The organism is Thalassotalea sediminis, from assembly GCF_030295915.1.
GTDB classification, from domain to species: Bacteria; Pseudomonadota; Gammaproteobacteria; order Enterobacterales; family Alteromonadaceae; genus Thalassotalea_C; species Thalassotalea_C sediminis.
On record NZ_AP027361.1, the window covers coordinates 3,253,587 to 3,268,909 of the forward strand.

General features: G+C 37.7%; 16 protein-coding genes. 6 read left to right on the forward strand and 10 right to left on the reverse strand.

Annotated elements, in window-relative coordinates; genetic code table 11:
• Together argR and QUE09_RS14865 are read left to right on the forward strand one after the other, a co-directional pair.
• Positions 1-486 (forward strand): transcriptional regulator ArgR, encoded by a 486-nt coding sequence (gene argR, locus QUE09_RS14860; RefSeq protein ID WP_286233632.1) that lies wholly within the window; start codon positions 1-3, stop codon positions 484-486.
• A gap of 197 nt (positions 487-683) precedes the next feature.
• Positions 684-3,269, forward strand: a complete 2,586-nt coding sequence (locus QUE09_RS14865; protein WP_286233633.1) for a hybrid sensor histidine kinase/response regulator — start codon at positions 684-686, stop codon at positions 3,267-3,269.
• 23 nt (positions 3,270-3,292) lie between these two features.
• Here the strand turns inward: QUE09_RS14865 and QUE09_RS14870 are convergent, their stop codons facing one another.
• The 5 genes from QUE09_RS14870 to QUE09_RS14890 all read right to left on the reverse strand — a co-directional run bounded on the left by QUE09_RS14870 (position 3,293) and on the right by QUE09_RS14890 (position 8,040).
• The gene (locus QUE09_RS14870; RefSeq protein ID WP_286233634.1) at positions 3,293-4,216 is read right to left on the reverse strand and encodes a Dyp-type peroxidase; all 924 of its coding nucleotides are present in this window, start codon (positions 4,214-4,216) and stop codon (positions 3,293-3,295) included.
• A 127-nt stretch (positions 4,217-4,343) separates the two neighbouring features.
• Positions 4,344-5,609: an ammonium transporter gene (locus QUE09_RS14875; RefSeq protein ID WP_286233635.1), complete on the reverse strand. Its 1,266-nt coding sequence runs from the start codon at positions 5,607-5,609 to the stop codon at positions 4,344-4,346.
• Between the two features lie 13 nt (positions 5,610-5,622).
• Positions 5,623-5,961 (reverse strand): P-II family nitrogen regulator, encoded by a 339-nt coding sequence (glnK, locus tag QUE09_RS14880; protein WP_286233636.1) that lies wholly within the window; start codon positions 5,959-5,961, stop codon positions 5,623-5,625.
• Positions 5,962-6,266: 305 nt separating this feature from the next.
• Positions 6,267-7,112, reverse strand: a complete 846-nt coding sequence (locus QUE09_RS14885) for an HDOD domain-containing protein (protein WP_286233637.1) — start codon at positions 7,110-7,112, stop codon at positions 6,267-6,269.
• A gap of 127 nt (positions 7,113-7,239) precedes the next feature.
• Positions 7,240-8,040 (reverse strand): DUF2797 domain-containing protein, encoded by an 801-nt coding sequence (locus QUE09_RS14890; RefSeq protein WP_434017566.1) that lies wholly within the window; start codon positions 8,038-8,040, stop codon positions 7,240-7,242.
• A gap of 106 nt (positions 8,041-8,146) precedes the next feature.
• Here QUE09_RS14890 and QUE09_RS14895 point away from each other — a divergent pair, with 106 nt between their 5' ends.
• Together QUE09_RS14895 and QUE09_RS14900 are read left to right on the forward strand one after the other, a co-directional pair.
• Positions 8,147-8,431 carry a GIY-YIG nuclease family protein gene (locus QUE09_RS14895; RefSeq protein ID WP_286233639.1) on the forward strand — a complete coding sequence of 95 codons (285 nt, stop codon included), beginning with the start codon at positions 8,147-8,149 and terminating at the stop codon, positions 8,429-8,431.
• A 121-nt stretch (positions 8,432-8,552) separates the two neighbouring features.
• The gene (locus QUE09_RS14900; protein ID WP_286233640.1) at positions 8,553-9,260 is read left to right on the forward strand and encodes a DUF3581 family protein; all 708 of its coding nucleotides are present in this window, start codon (positions 8,553-8,555) and stop codon (positions 9,258-9,260) included.
• A gap of 28 nt (positions 9,261-9,288) precedes the next feature.
• Here QUE09_RS14900 and QUE09_RS14905 read toward each other — a convergent pair whose 3' ends face one another.
• Together QUE09_RS14905 and QUE09_RS14910 are read right to left on the reverse strand one after the other, a co-directional pair.
• Positions 9,289-9,522: a PGPGW domain-containing protein gene (locus QUE09_RS14905; RefSeq protein WP_286233641.1), complete on the reverse strand. Its 234-nt coding sequence runs from the start codon at positions 9,520-9,522 to the stop codon at positions 9,289-9,291.
• 161 nt (positions 9,523-9,683) lie between these two features.
• Positions 9,684-10,160 (reverse strand): hypothetical protein, encoded by a 477-nt coding sequence (locus tag QUE09_RS14910; RefSeq protein WP_286233642.1) that lies wholly within the window; start codon positions 10,158-10,160, stop codon positions 9,684-9,686.
• 158 nt (positions 10,161-10,318) lie between these two features.
• Here QUE09_RS14910 and QUE09_RS14915 point away from each other — a divergent pair, with 158 nt between their 5' ends.
• Positions 10,319-11,155 carry a DNA ligase gene (locus QUE09_RS14915; protein ID WP_286233643.1) on the forward strand — a complete coding sequence of 279 codons (837 nt, stop codon included), beginning with the start codon at positions 10,319-10,321 and terminating at the stop codon, positions 11,153-11,155.
• A gap of 12 nt (positions 11,156-11,167) precedes the next feature.
• Entirely contained in the window at positions 11,168-11,785 is a 618-nt protein-coding gene (locus QUE09_RS14920; RefSeq protein WP_286233644.1) for a LysE family translocator, read from the forward strand.
• Between the two features lie 5 nt (positions 11,786-11,790).
• Here QUE09_RS14920 and QUE09_RS14925 read toward each other — a convergent pair whose 3' ends face one another.
• The 3 genes from QUE09_RS14925 to QUE09_RS14935 form a co-directional block, all read right to left on the reverse strand.
• Positions 11,791-12,693, reverse strand: coding sequence for a class I SAM-dependent methyltransferase (locus tag QUE09_RS14925; protein ID WP_286233645.1), 903 nt, complete (start codon positions 12,691-12,693; stop codon positions 11,791-11,793).
• 68 nt (positions 12,694-12,761) lie between these two features.
• Positions 12,762-14,186, reverse strand: a complete 1,425-nt coding sequence (locus tag QUE09_RS14930) for a sodium-dependent transporter (protein ID WP_286233646.1) — start codon at positions 14,184-14,186, stop codon at positions 12,762-12,764.
• 227 nt (positions 14,187-14,413) lie between these two features.
• Positions 14,414-15,256 (reverse strand): HDOD domain-containing protein, encoded by an 843-nt coding sequence (locus QUE09_RS14935; RefSeq protein ID WP_286233647.1) that lies wholly within the window; start codon positions 15,254-15,256, stop codon positions 14,414-14,416.
• Positions 15,257-15,323: the final 67 nt, after the last annotated feature.

The following is a 15,323-nucleotide window of genomic DNA, read 5'->3' on the forward strand; positions in this document are numbered from 1 at the left end:
ATGACAACGGTACAAAAAAAACAAGAAGCATTAGTAAGCGCCTTTAAAGATTTATTAAAACAAGAACAATTTGGTTCACAAGGCGATATTGTAGAAGCATTAAAATCACTGGGTTTTGATAATATCAGTCAATCTAAAGTTTCCAGAATGTTAAGCAAATTTGGCGCCGTTAGAACCCGTAACGCTCGTCAAGATATGGTCTACTGTTTACCTGCTGAACTAGGTGTACCTACGGCAAAAAGCCCATTAAGACAACTGGTCATTGATATTGAAAATAATGAAATGATGATCATCATTCGCACAAGCCCTGGCGCTGCGCAGTTAATTGCGCGTTTACTTGATAGTTTAAGTAAATCCGACGGTGTATTGGGTACAATAGCAGGTGACGATACTATTTTTATCGCTCCCACTAGCGTAAAAGAAATAAAGCAAACGATGGTACGTTTAGAAGAACTGTTTTCAAAAACGTCATCGCTAAGTAACTAAAGGTCACTCAACTTAGGCGATAAGCTTGCTCATAACATATATCATTAACTATCACGTAAACGTGATTGGTTTATAGAAGATCAGCGCCACCATATTCGATTAATTTTGAAAAACTTACTGCATTTATCTATAGTTACATAATATTCAATGTTAGATAAGTTTACTTAATCTAACACTCAGAAAAATTTAGGCTTTTTATGCGTTCATTGAAAGCTAAGCTTATCTTTGCTTTTTTGTCAGCGATCATCATTCCCGCTTTTTTCACCGCATTTTTGACCGTGAAAGAAACAACATTTTTCGCTAAAGATTCTTTTAATAAAGCATTTATTAACGAAGTAAAGCAAATCGATAATGGCATTAGCCTAATGTTCAAATTGATCGGTGATAATGTCACCTTATTAAGTAAGAACCCTCTATTTATTGCTGCTCACCAAGATCTCACACGCTACATGGATAGGCCAGCAACCTTGATAACACCGCTAGAAAATAGTCAAATTGAAGCTGAACTTTTTAAATTATTTACAGAAGTAGGTGAAAGTCTTACTGATTTGAGTTACGTCTATTTTGGCAGTCATCAAGGCGGATATTTACAATGGCCAGCAGGTAATATTACTGCAAATTATGATCCTCGACATCGGCCTTGGTATAAAACAGCTACAGCTAACGAGAACAACGTTGTTCGGGCACCTGCCTATTATTGGGCAGCAGATAACTCAACAATCATTTCTACCGTTAAACAGATAAAAAATAATAGTGGTGAAGCGATTGGTGTCGTCGGCTTAGATGTATCTTTAGATAAACTTACTCAAATGCTAAGTCATATAAATTTTGGCTATAATGGCTCATTGCTCGTGATAGAAAATACTGGGCGAATACTCGCTGATACTCGTCAACCTAACAATAACTTTAAGTTTATTAAAGATATTGAAGGCGGTGTGTTTAAGTCGTTTACCGCTTCCCTTGCTAAACCAACAACTGTAAAAGTAACCATTAATAATGTTAATTATTTCGTCACGCAATACACCTCCCCTTTTTTAGATTGGATATTTATAGGCCTAGTACCAGAGGAAACTGTTAATCAAAGTGTTAATGAACTCGTAGACAACATTATCATCGTAAGCCTAATAAGCTTGGTTATTTTCGGTTTAACTGCCGTCGTTATTTCTCAGTATTTATCTAACATAATCACACACAAAGAAAAGCTACTGATAGACGCACGTGAACGCGCAGAACATGCTAATAAAGCGAAAAGTGAATTTCTTGCCAATATGAGCCATGAAATTAGAACGCCGCTAAACGGTGTTATTGGAATGACCCAATTATTGAGCAAAACAAAATTAGAAAAGGCGCAACAAGAAAAGCTGAGTACCATTGAGCATTCTGGCAAATTGTTAATGGCCATCATTAATGATGTACTCGATTTTTCAAAAGTTGAAGCCAATAAGTTAACGCTTCACCCCGTACCTACTGATATATCAGCACTTTTAACTGATGTAGTAATGACGCATCATGTAAACGCGCAAACGAAAAATTTAGAAATAATTATTAACACCGCGAAGCTTACGAAAACATCAGTACTTATTGACGATATTCGTCTTAGCCAAGTGCTAGGTAACCTCGTATCAAATGCTGTTAAATTTACTGATTCAGGACACATTACGGTATGTTGTGAACCCATAGAACCAATCTCCGCTAGCCAAACTGTGTTAAAATTTAGCGTCACAGACACTGGCATTGGGTTAACCGAAGATCAAATTAAATATATCTTCAATGTCTTTGAACAAGCAGATAATTCAACGACTCGACAATACGGTGGTACAGGATTAGGATTGGCGCTGTCTAAATCTATTGTTGATGAAATGGGCGGTACACTCAATGTAACGTCAACACCTGCGATCGGTAGTTGCTTTTATTTCACGCTAATATGTCCATTGAGCGAACAACAAGCAACGGCGAAGCCAGCCGCATTAAAAAATCTCGCAAATAAGTTAGCAGTCATTGTTGATGATATTCAAGATAATCACGCTGTCGTAAATGGCTTTTGTGAGCTTTGGGGGATCACTACGATAAATTTTTATAAACCTAGCGACGCCATTCAGTGGTTTGCTGAGCAACGACTTACTACGCAACAGGTGGACTTTTTAGTCCTCGACTTTAGTATGACAGAAATGGATGGCATTCAATTATTTGAGCGATTAGTGCCTTATTTAAAATCAAAGACAAAAACCCTTATGTTATCTTCAATTGATGACGACAAAATCACCCAACGCTGCTACCAACTTGGCTTTATTGATGTACTGTTTAAACCTGTATTAGAAGAAAAATTAGCGCAAAGCTTTTGTAAAAAGTCTAACGCTATCACGATAGAAGAAAATACCAAGCAATCTCAACTACTAGAACCGACATGTAAAAACCTACGTATTCTCGTTGTCGAAGATAATCGCATTAATTTTAAGGTTATTGAACAATACCTAACATCAATGCATTACCAAGTGACATGGGCAGAAAATGGTGAAAATGCGCTTAAATTATTTCAGCAGCAGTCACCTTTTGATCTCGTGTTGATGGACTGCATGCTACCAGGTATTGATGGCTATCAAACAACAGAGGCTATTCGAACCTTTGAACAGGCAACCACATTAAAACCGGTGACCATTATCGCGCTTACCGCAGATGCGACAGCTGAAAACAGACAACGATGTCTTGATGCAGGCATGAACGAATATACAACTAAGCCAATTAACTTTACTGAGCTACAAGCATTGATTGATAAGTTAACTTAAGGCTTAGCTATGATTACGAAAAATTACTCAGCTAATAACGCTAAAAAGTTCAAACTTGGCGCAAAAAATGCGGCACCAGTTTCAGCTTGAGTATACTTTAACATATGATCAAAGTGTCCATTTTCATCACTTTCAATCATGCTTCTAAGCATTAATTCATAATGCTCAGGGGTATGGCAATAAGAAACAAACATTAAGCCTTGAAGCTTCATATCCCCATAGGGCATGCTTTGTCGTAAAATTTCTAAACTATTACCATCGGCATCTTTTAAATTGGTACGTTTAATATGAGATGTAGGTAACTTATTTTCCGAAGTATACTCTTCGTTATCAATTTTTGTACGCGCAAAAACGTCTTCTTGCTCCTTAACTTTCAACGTATTCCACAAGTTTAAATTATGTTTATAACGCTGAATATGTAAATAGCTGCCCGCTGCAAAATCTGCATCTTGCTCATTACTTATTAGTGCAACTTCTCTGCGATGTCTGCCTTGTGGATTCTCAGTACCATCAACAAAACCCGTTAAATCGCGCCCATCTAAAAACCTAAAACTACGCACCTGCTCGGCTAGTTCTACACCGTCAGACAGCAGCGAACAGACCTTTTCAGCAACGATATGATTAACATCTGCGCGATCACTGCGAACCTCAACATATAAGTCATAATTCACCGAAGGTGCGATACGATCATCACATTTAATTTCTTCAAAAGAGCGTAACATTTGGGGGCGAGCTTGAGGCCAAATTTCATCCCAGTAATTAGCGCCAATGGCAACAACCCCTGTTAAATTTGCCTCGGAAAATCGATCAGCGTATTTATCAAATAATGCAGGTAATCGCGAGAGCGCTTGTTTTATGTGAGCATTCTTGTCATCAAGCACGTTAAATAGTAAATAATAACCATGTAGGCTAGGCTCAGCACAAATACCAAATTGTTCTCTTGCCATTATATTGATTCTCAAAAAAGCTAATGTCTTAATAGTACACGATTTTAACGCTATTTTTATAATAGTGATACATAAAAAAAGACCAACACACTGTGTTGGTCTTTATCAAATTTGTCTTTATACAAGCTTAGCCACGGTAAAACTCTGGGTAAGCTTCTAAACCACAATCAGACTTATCAACACCTTCATACTCTTCTTCTTCACTCACTCGAATACCAAAGGTTGCTTTTAAGGCGTACCACACAACAAAGCTCGTTGCGAATACCCATACAAAGATAGTCGCTGCACCAATTATTTGGCCAGAGAAGCTTGCGCCATCGTTAGTAAGTGGTACCAGAAGTAAACCTAACAAACCTACAACGCCGTGCACTGAGATTGCACCAACGGGGTCATCTATTTTCAATTTATCCAAACCAACAATTGAAAACACTACAACAATACCACCTAAGGCGCCAAAGATTGTAGCCTGCAATGCTGTAGGCGTTGACGGTTCTGCAGTAATCGCTACTAAGCCCGCTAACGCACCATTTAGTGCCATTGTTAGATCCGCTTTCTTAAAGAGAATTTTAGCCAAAATTAACGCAGCAACTGCACCACCAGCTGCAGCGGCATTAGTGTTTAAAAACACCATAGCAACTGAATGTGAGTTACCAATGTCTCCAAGTTTCAACACAGAGCCACCGTTAAAACCAAACCACCCCATCCATAAAATGAAAGTACCTAATGTTGCTAAAGGCAAGTTTGCACCAGGGATAGCGTTAACTTTACCATTTTCGCCATATTTACCTTTACGAGCACCAAGTAACAATACGCCAGCTAAAGCAGCAGCAGCACCCGCCATATGAACAATGCCTGAGCCTGCGAAATCTGAGAAGCCAAGGTCACCTAAGGTATATAGGCCAAACACCGCGTTTCCGCCCCATGTCCAGCTACCTTCCATTGGGTAGATAACGGCCGTTAATACAACAGCAAACATTAAAAATGACCATAGTTTCATACGCTCTGCAACCGCACCAGAAACAATTGACATTGCTGTCGCAACGAATACAACTTGGAAGAAAAAGTCAGAAGCAGCAGAATAAATTGCGCCGCCAGTAAAGCCATCTTCACGACCAGCAAAATCTTTTAATACCGCGTCAGCATCTACGGTTTCGATGCCTGATAATAAAAAGCCACCGCCATACATAATTTCATAGCCGCAAATCAAATACATAATGCAAGATATTGAGTATAACGCGACGTTTTTAGTGAGTATTTCTGTTGTGTTTTTAGCGCGAACAAGACCGGCTTCTAGCATCGAAAAGCCAGCTGCCATCCACATCACTAATGCACCACATACGAGGAAATAAAAAGTATCCATCGCGTATTGTAGATGAAAAATATTCTGTTCCATTATTATTTACCCCTTAAAGTGCTTCTACATCAGTTTCGCCAGTACGAATACGCACGGCTTGCTCAAGGTTGTAAACAAAAATTTTGCCATCACCTATTTTACCTGTGTACGCCGATTTTGTTATTGCTTCTACTAAACGTTCCACTTGGTCATCGTTAACTGCTACCTCAAGCTTTACTTTTGGTAAAAAGTCGACTTGATATTCAGCACCACGGTATAGCTCTGTATGGCCTTTTTGACGGCCAAAACCTTTTACTTCACTTACGGTTAAACCTTCAACGCCGATTTCCGAAATCGCTTCACGAACATCATCGAGCTTGAAGGGCTTGACTATTGCGCTTATTAATTTCATTGATTACCCCTAGTTATTGTTTGCTAATGATTATTCAATCGTTGTGCCAACTGAAATACAGAAAAAAATTCAATAACTTAACTAAAAGTTAGAAAATAAATGGCAACTAATTGCACAAACTTGGTGCGCAGAAATTATCAATAAGTTTGCTTTTGGTGCAGAGAAATTTGAATAAGAAATATGCAATGATTTTTAATTCTCAAGCGGGATTTTCACACTGATTAACTGCCTGAGAGTTAAAAGTAATAAACATCAAAAAAGCCAGCAGGTGCTGGCTTAGGGTAATTAAAAAAACGATGTATTTGTTAATAGATCATGGCAGCACTCGGGTTAAGTATTGCCAAAATCGCTAATCTTTCCATATCACAGAAATTATTAGCACTTGCAATTACACTAGCATTTAAATTTATCTCATGCATTTTGGCATCTGATAACACTTTATCCCGATCATGCTGTTTGCATTGATGATTTAGCAACATCATTCTTTTAGCGATAAAAAGTAACTTGGTTTCGATTGTACAGTGTTCAAAATCATCTTGATCTTGAAAGCGAATCGGTTCAATTAAGCTGTATGGAAGTTGCCATAATTTCAACAACTCTCCTGTACAATCTGCATAACTAAAACCAAACATATCACGCTGTTTTAGCCAAGGAAGCTCTCCCGAGGCAATATGTCGAGCTTTTTTAACTTGTTCAGGCACAAACTGCTGTAAGACCAACTCACCTAGATTATGCATTAAACCTAAAATAAATAACCTTTCAGCATTCGGTAGCTTAAGCTGAAACCCAAGATATTTGATAATCAATGCACAGTCGACACTGCTTTCCCAAAACGCATCTAGAAATTCAGGCTCTGCCTTAATGTCTTTAAATGCTTTAGTCGTAAAATACGCAATTACCAAGTTATAAACTTCGGTAATACCGAGTACCAGTACGGCTTTAGAGATGGTGTCGATTTTTCCAGGGTAATTAAAAAAGGAGCTATTGGCTAACTTTAAAATAGTGCCGGCTAATGCCGGATCCAATAAAATAACGTCAGCAATATCATCTATTGTTGAAGCCTCGTCATCGATTAACTCTTTAATTCTGACAAAGGAATCAGATAAAACAAATATTTCATTAGCTTTCTCAGCGTAATCTAAAGCTTCCATATTGCTACCTTGCACCTTTGAAACAATTAACTATTGAACACTCAATATACACAACAAAATACTCCAGTTGGTTTTATAAGTTGTCACTTTCTTTGATTATAGACCGAATTTTACTTACTGCAGGATATTATCCAACTTTTGCATCGACATGATACGACGTAAATTTTCTGATATTTATCACCCCTGTATCAAAAATAAGATACTGGCCTTTAATGCCCTGTAATATTCCTGAAACCTCAGGTGTTTTATCAAAATTAAAAGAAGAAACCTTTGTTGGATACTGAATAATTGGGAAAGACAAATCAACCACCGACTCATTCAACGATTCAATAGCATCTTCACCGTAAGTTAATGCTAACTCAGCAAGTTTTTCTGCGATCAACGGTTTCAATTCGGTCGCTTTTTGTTGCAAATCAACCTCTACCGTATCGCCTTTGAGCATCGCTCGCCAGTTCGTTTTATCAGCGATATGTTGCGCTAACGCTACTTCAACTAACCCCGATTGAAGGCGGGAGCTAACCTTAAAAATAGGCAATGCCTGCGTTGCTCCTTGATCTATCCAACGAGTCGGTATTTGTGTTTCCCGGGTAATACCTACTTTTATACCTGAAGTATTCGCTAAATAAACATAATGCGGAATAAAGCAATGTTGCTCACCCCACTCAGGTTCTCTGCATGTGCCTAAATGAAAATGGCAGGTTTCTGGCTTCATAATACACATATCACACTGCGCTAGTTTCTGCATACAAGGAAAGCAAAAGCCCTGAGAATAGCTTTTTTTAGTTTTCCTACCACAATGTTGGCAACTAATATGTTGATGAAACGTTATGGTAAGTTGCTTACCAATAACATCATTTAATGGTAATAATTCCTCACCAATAGGTAATTGATAACTTACATTGCCCTGTTTGGAAAGTGTCGCCGTCATTTTTCTTAACGGACCCGCTGATATTTGCATAACCATCTTCAATTTATGTTATTTTCCCTACATGTTAAGTAAAACCGTCAATCAATAGCAAGTTAAGAATTTCACAATGACAGTCCCTTCCCTTTGGTATGTTTATTTGGTGCGCTGTGCAGATAACAGTTTATATGCTGGTGTTACAACAGATATCAGTCGTAGAATCAATGAACATAACCACACCAATAAAGGAGCTAAGTATACACGTGTGCGCCGCCCTGTATCTTTAGCATACGTAGAACATGCAGCTAATCGTCAAGCAGCTTGCCAACGGGAATACAGCCTACGAAAACTTCCGAAAAAGAAAAAAGAGCTACTTGTTTGCCAATACCAAAACAACAATACAGTACAACTGTAAGCTCAACCCTTATTTTTACTGGTCTGCTTAGTTAGTAGATGCTAATAAAAATTTTCGATTTTTCGATGCAATACTGATAGAATGCGTCGGTTTTTTATTAGAAGTACCTGAAGAACTACCTATGTATTTAGAAAAATATTGTCATGAACATGACGGCAAAATAAGTTTTAGCCGAGAACAGGCAAGTGCCTTCGCAAAAAACATAGCGGATGATTTTAATCCACTGCATGATGTTGATGCGAAAAGGTTTTGTGTACCAGGCGACTTATTGTTTGCTTTAACGCTAGAAACTTCTGGTTTATCTCAAGAAATGAAATTCACCTTTTCGGGCATGGTTTCTGAGGGCGTTGCATTAACTTTTCCAAGTAACATTGAAGGAAAAGCAGCGATTGTTGACGACAACAACAAAGAATACTTAACCATAGAAGCCAGTGGCGAAAAAACTAAAGATACCTCAATTACCGCCGCGCTAACCAGTGCTTACGTTGAGTTCTCAGGCCATACATTTCCTCATATTCTCGTAGAATTAATGAAGAAAAACCACGTGATGATCAATCCAACACGACCAATGGTGATGTATGAAAGCATGACTATTCATTTAAATTCACTGTCATTTGAAGATGTAAAACTCGTTTTAGCTAAAACAGATTTAAAAATTGATGGTAAACGCGGCGTCGCTGACTTAATGTTTAATTTATACGATGGCGAAACGGTCATTGGTCATGGAAAAAAACACATGCTATTAAGCGGTTTACGTCCTTATGAGCAAGCAGTTATAGACGACATCGTTCAAGTATATATTGATAAGAAACGTCAACACATAAAATAACGAAAATCGCGAATAATGCTTTCTATCCTTATTCGCGATGCTTTTTTTTCAATAGCCAACCATCGAGTTTAACGGCCTTATTACGAATAGTGCGCTGACTTTTCTTTAATAATTTTTGTGCCCAAACATATTTCGTACTTAACAATGCCAACCCTAATGGAATAAAAATTATCGCGGGTCCCGGTAACAAAATAAACAACACACCAACGGCACATAATAAAAAACCACTTACGATAAATAATGACGACTTAATGCTTTTCACCTCAACCTCCAGACATACTTACAGCATTATCTTTAACATTAAGCAAACATCGAACCAATAACTAACCAATTGAAAAATATAACATTAAAAACAGCACTTTCAATTAAACATCGTTAATATCACAAGTAATAAGTCATTTTGACTAATCATTTAGCCACATTTCATTGCTGCTCAAACAATCTTTGTTGTCTTTGTTCATCTCGTAAACAAGCAGCAAAAATGGCAAGATTACTCGGTGACTTACATTCGGCTTTGGGTTGATAAAAATCTAGCCAAGCTTGTTGTTTTATTCCAGGATACTTTGCTTTAATAGTGACGTTACTTGTTAACGGTTTAAAGGCATTATCTTGGACCGTAATCGTTCTTTTTCTGGCGTTACTTAACGCTTTTTTATTGCCTTCTTTTGCTATTTTTCGTGAAGATTTTTTCTTTAATTTTCCACGCTTACAATCCCACCATTTGTCATAAGCATTACGTTCTTTCTTTGCTAATTTAACACCTTGTGCAGCACTATAGCCCGCGCGCATTTTTGCTTGAATATTATGTAAAGTATTTAAATATGACTGACAGTTAGCTTTAGCTATGACAGACGGGCTTACACCCATTAAAAACAAAAATAATAGAGGTACTGTTTTCATATGCCAATTCCTTTTGGACAATAAACTTGCCAATGAGTCTAGTACAAGAAATCACGCTTATTCGCATAAATTTAGATCTCTTCTATACTCTACAAAAATTTTAACGCTTATCTAAAGATTCTAAGAACACTCTCCATATACGAACAAGGATGTTCATCATGGGCATAAAATATTTAATTTCTATTTTATTTATTTATACATGTAGCCTTAAAGGGCATGAATTAACCAATAACTTGCAACATGGTATCGAGTATCGAAAGCCTGAAGATATTAAAGATTACTGGGTAAGTGAAAAACTTGATGGTATACGAGGAAGGTGGACTGGTACCACATTACTGACACGTAATGGCAATCGAATAAATGCACCAAAATGGTTTACTCAACAGTGGCCTAAAGTCAGTTTGGACGGCGAAATATGGCTCGCTCGAAATGAATTTCAAACGACACTTTCTTGCATCATGAAACAAGGCAAGCAACATCATCAATGCTGGCGTCAACTGGCTTTTATGCTATTTGATTTACCTGACCACAACGGAACATTTAGTGAACGTATTGTTGCGCTAAAAGCACTGGTAAACAAAACTCAATCTCCTCACCTTAAGGTGATTCAACAAGTAAAGATATCGACATTACCCGCCCTTGAAAACAGGTTAACAAACATTATAGCGCAAGGTGGAGAAGGGTTAATGCTGCATCATAAAGATGCGTATTATCAAAAAGGTAGAAGTAATAGTCTGATGAAGTTAAAGCGTAAGCAAGACGCAGAGGCTAAAGTTATAAATCACATACTAGGCAAAGGAAAGTTTGCTGGTATGCTAGGCGCACTTGAAGTGCAAACACCCAAAGGAATTATCTTTCGCATAGGTACAGGGTTTACTAACGCACAACGTAAGCAACCTCCTAACGTTGGTAGCACAATTACTTATCAATATATTGGTAAAACAAAGCGAGGTGTGCCAAGATTTGCCAGTTTCTTACGTATTCGCTCTTTATAGTAGGATTTTTTGATGGAATTACATTTATGGTTATCACTCGTAGCAATATGTATTATGGGTGCACTTTCACCTGGCCCTAGTCTTGCCGTTGTGGTAAAAAACACCTTAAATGGTGGTGCACTTCAAGGTTATGCAACCGCCATTAGTCACGGTTTAGGTGTCGCGCTCTATGCTGCTCTTACTACTATGGGTATTGCCGTAATCATTGTGCAATCACCATTACTTTTTCAAATAATACAATATGCTGGTGCAGCTTTTTTACTCTATTTGGGGATTAAAGCATTATTGAGTAAACCTAATAATGAACACCTAGAAACCGCCCCCGTTACTAACAGCACCAAAGCAGTAAACGGATGGCGTGACGGCTTTTTGATCGCCTTTTTAAACCCCAAATTAGCAATTTTCTTTCTCGCACTTTTTAGCCAGTTTGTGAGTCCTGAAGCGACAATTTATGAAAAGGTTATTATGGTTTCAACTGTAGGCTGTATCGATGCCTTATGGTACATTCTCGTCGCCTTTTTATTTTCACGTGGCCCCATACTTGAGAAGCTTAAAAGCAATAGTCACATTATTGATAGAATAACCGGCACCTTCTTAATCTTGCTTGCTGCACGCGTCGTTATTCATTAAATGTATTAAGGTAAGTATTTAAAACTTAGCGCTTTTAATCCCTTACCTTTTATCGCTTCTTTAAAAACTACAGGGTTCTCTATTTTTTCAACAAACTGACAAGCCGGACACTCCCTTGCTACTTCATTAATCAGGAAATTTTCATCTAGCGATGGCGAATTTAAACACAGTAACAACTCTGCTCCAGGGCTTAATAATTGAGGAATACGTTTAAGTATTTTTTTGTAATCGCGTTCAATATTAACACTGCCTTTTTGAAAGGAAGGTGGATCACAAATTAACAACTGATATGGTCCATACTTCTTTAGCCGATTATATGACTTAAAAATATCAACGCCTTCGAAGACTACGTTTATATTTTCATGGTTGTTCAATCGATGATTTTCCCGCCCTTTAGCCAATGCACCTTTTGCCATATCAATATTAACAACTTTTGTCGCTCCACCAGCGACGGCTGCAACTGAAAACGCGCAAGTGTAGGCAAATAAATTAAGTACATTTTTACCGTGAGCATTTGCCTTTACCCACTTTCGTCCATTGGCCATATCTAAAAACAAACCGATATTTTGTGATTTACCAAATTGGATGTGGTAGCGCAATTCATGCTCAATAACGATTGTTTCAGCAATTTCATCACCTAATAACACCTCTGTCGGTGAGAAAGGTAAAAATCGACGTTGTACCTGTACAGAGCGGCACGAAGGAATAGCATCTATTAACATTTTAGCGTGCTTAAATAGCCAGTCATCATCCATCTCTTGATACAAGGTGATCAATATAACGGGAGACAACCAATCAATGTTTACATGCTCAAAGCCACTAAAAGCATGCCCTCTGCCATGAAATAATCGCTGACATTGACTTACATCTGCGTCTGCTAAATTTTTTTCAACTTCTGTTAAAAACACGTAGCTTCCTTAAAAAACAAAAGCCGCATCAAACTGACACGGCCTTTTTATCAACTGTAATTTGCTCACTAAATACCAAACAGGTTAATTCCCCAAAACTTGGTGATAACGGTATTAATAAAAATAAACAATACGATAACAGGCACGAAAGTCCCTAATGAGAAGTTAACGTATTTTTCTACCCATGAGCCCGCATAGTTTTCATTACCAATAGACAACTCTTCGGTTAACTGTTTCTTCTTCCAACGATAACTAACAAAGATACACAGTAAGAAACCATTCAATGGTAAAATTGTGTCGTAGAAAATATCGTAAACAACATCAAAAAATGACTTATTGCCTCCTGCATACGAGGTGAACTCGGTAAAGAACGCGACCATGCCAAATGACACTGTTGCGAAAACCGTTAATACACCTGCTGTCATCAATAAAATCGTCAATGCTTTTTTCCGAGTATGACATTTTTCAGTCACTAAATATGACACAGGAACTTCTAAAATCGAAACAAGAGAAGTAATAGCAGCAAAGAATACAAGGGTAAAGAAAAAGGTCGCTACAACACTTGCACCAATGTAACCGATAGAGGTTTGTAGCGCTAAAAATATTTTCGGTAAAAAAGTAAAGATAAGTGATACAGAACTGTCACTCAATTCCTGAGGATTGACGTCAGGATTAAATGAAAATACCGCGGGTAAAATCATTAAGCCAGCCGTAAATGCAACACCAGTATCAGTTATCGCCACAAGTTTTGCTGAATTTGCAATATCGGTTTGACGGTTAATATAAGAACCGTAGGTGATCAAAATACCCATGCCTAATGACAATGAGAAAAACGCTTGAGAAAGCGCGCCATTTATCACTGACGGTGTAATTTTTGAAAAATCAGGAATGATAAAAAATTCAACACCAGCAAACGCATTATCGAGCGATAGGACGAACACAACCATCATGATTAGCATGACAAAAAGTGCGGGCATTAAAACTTTTGCGGCGCGCTCTATGCCGTCTTTAACACCTGCGACGAGAATATAGTTAACAATTCCTGCCACCGCAGCCATAGCAACAAACAAATAAGGGCTATTAATAAAAATACCAAACCCTTCACCACTGGCGAGAAAGTCTAATTGGCCGCCTACGGTTAATATAATGTAGCCAAAGAGCCAAACAGTTAACACCATGTAAAATACAGCGATCATAAAAGGCGTTAACACACCGAGAAAACCGGCAGCTCCCCATAATTTACTGCCATTACTTAAGTCTTTATACGCACCAACAGGTTCTTTTTGTGTTTTTCTTCCTACCGCCATCTCTGCAATCATCACAGGTAAGCAAATAAAAAAGACGAATAAGGCGTACATTAATAAAAATGCGCCACCACCGTTTTTGGCAGCATTAACGGGAAAGCCAACAAGGTTACCTATACCCACTGCAGAACCTGCAGCAGCTAAGATAAAACCGAGTCGTGAGCTAAAATGTTCTCTAGATGCGGTCATAAATGTCCTTCATTATAATATTTTTTTAGGCACGTAATCACAGGGTTAAATAAGCAAAATATGCCGTAACGCTATGCTATATGCGCTTTGACAAATTTTTAGTTGCCAGATGCTATCAAGGTTTGATGAGAATGTCTTCACTTACTCGCGGATCATTTTTATCAAAATGTATAAAAATCAGTGCACTCAGCAAAAAACACATCAATAAGTTATTATTTAACAAAAGCTTATCTTGTAAAATTTTTTGCATCCATAATTGATAATATATGCTCTGACTCTTGGCTAGCAAAATCTGCTGCAAGATTTAAATCGTCGGTTGATATTCCCAAGCTTTTACATAACGATTCATCAACAGTGTCATCATAACTAAATATTTCTGGGTGAGCATCAACCAGTGCAAGACGAGACGCTAAATATAGCACTTTCACATCTTTGTTAATTTGAATATCTTTCGCTTGATTAAAGTGACGAATAGGTAAAATGATTTTTTCTGGGATCTGCCAAATTTTGAGTAATTCCGCAGATATTTCGGTATAAGTAAAACCTAATGCTTGTTGTTGCAACGACCAAGGCAAGTTGTTCTGATTATATTGTTCACACGTTGTCGCAATCTCTGGTGTGACTTTAGCAACAATTAACTCACCAAAATTTTGTAATAGCCCAGCAACAAATAAGCGTTCTATATCGCGAATACCCGCTTTAATTGACAAATTTTTTGTCGCTAAACCACAGAAAACACTCATTCGCCAGAAACGTTTTAAATCAATAGCTTGATTAGAAAAATGCTTAAATGCTGAAGCGGCAACATCGACTAACATCATATTATAAATCGCCTGCGTGCCAATAATGGTTATCGCACGTGAAATAGTACTAATTTCACCCGGAAAACTATAAATAGCACTGTTAGCGATCTGTAATAATCTTGATGTTAGCGAAGGGTCAACACTGATCACATTGGCAAAGTCTTCAATGGAAGAAGACTCGTCCTCCATTAGCGCCTTAATTTTAAAGCACGCATCGGGCAAAGCAAAAGATCCATTTGCTTGTATTGCATAATCATGAGCATTCATAAGCACAATTCATTTGTAGTTATTTCATTTGAGTGTAACGTGTTTATTTACTTGTTGAAAATAAAAA

Excerpts from the sequence above, each read along its gene's own strand:
- QUE09_RS14870 (WP_286233634.1), bottom strand. The coding sequence starts at position 4,216 with ATGGCAAGAGAACAATTTGGTATTTGTGCTGAGCCTAGCCTACATGGT.
- QUE09_RS14865 (WP_286233633.1), top strand. The coding sequence starts at position 684 with ATGCGTTCATTGAAAGCTAAGCTTATCTTTGCTTTTTTGTCAGCGATC.
- glnK (WP_286233636.1), bottom strand. The coding sequence starts at position 5,961 with ATGAAATTAATAAGCGCAATAGTCAAGCCCTTCAAGCTCGATGATGTT.
- argR (WP_286233632.1), top strand. The coding sequence starts at position 1 with ATGACAACGGTACAAAAAAAACAAGAAGCATTAGTAAGCGCCTTTAAA.
- QUE09_RS14900 (WP_286233640.1), top strand. The coding sequence starts at position 8,553 with ATGTATTTAGAAAAATATTGTCATGAACATGACGGCAAAATAAGTTTT.
- QUE09_RS14915 (WP_286233643.1), top strand. The coding sequence starts at position 10,319 with ATGGGCATAAAATATTTAATTTCTATTTTATTTATTTATACATGTAGC.
- QUE09_RS14895 (WP_286233639.1), top strand. The coding sequence starts at position 8,147 with ATGACAGTCCCTTCCCTTTGGTATGTTTATTTGGTGCGCTGTGCAGAT.
- QUE09_RS14920 (WP_286233644.1), top strand. The coding sequence starts at position 11,168 with ATGGAATTACATTTATGGTTATCACTCGTAGCAATATGTATTATGGGT.
- QUE09_RS14890 (WP_434017566.1), bottom strand. The coding sequence starts at position 8,040 with ATGACGGCGACACTTTCCAAACAGGGCAATGTAAGTTATCAATTACCT.
- QUE09_RS14875 (WP_286233635.1), bottom strand. The coding sequence starts at position 5,609 with ATGGAACAGAATATTTTTCATCTACAATACGCGATGGATACTTTTTAT.
- QUE09_RS14910 (WP_286233642.1), bottom strand. The coding sequence starts at position 10,160 with ATGAAAACAGTACCTCTATTATTTTTGTTTTTAATGGGTGTAAGCCCG.
- QUE09_RS14885 (WP_286233637.1), bottom strand. The coding sequence starts at position 7,112 with ATGGAAGCTTTAGATTACGCTGAGAAAGCTAATGAAATATTTGTTTTA.
- QUE09_RS14930 (WP_286233646.1), bottom strand. The coding sequence starts at position 14,186 with ATGACCGCATCTAGAGAACATTTTAGCTCACGACTCGGTTTTATCTTA.
- QUE09_RS14935 (WP_286233647.1), bottom strand. The coding sequence starts at position 15,256 with ATGAATGCTCATGATTATGCAATACAAGCAAATGGATCTTTTGCTTTG.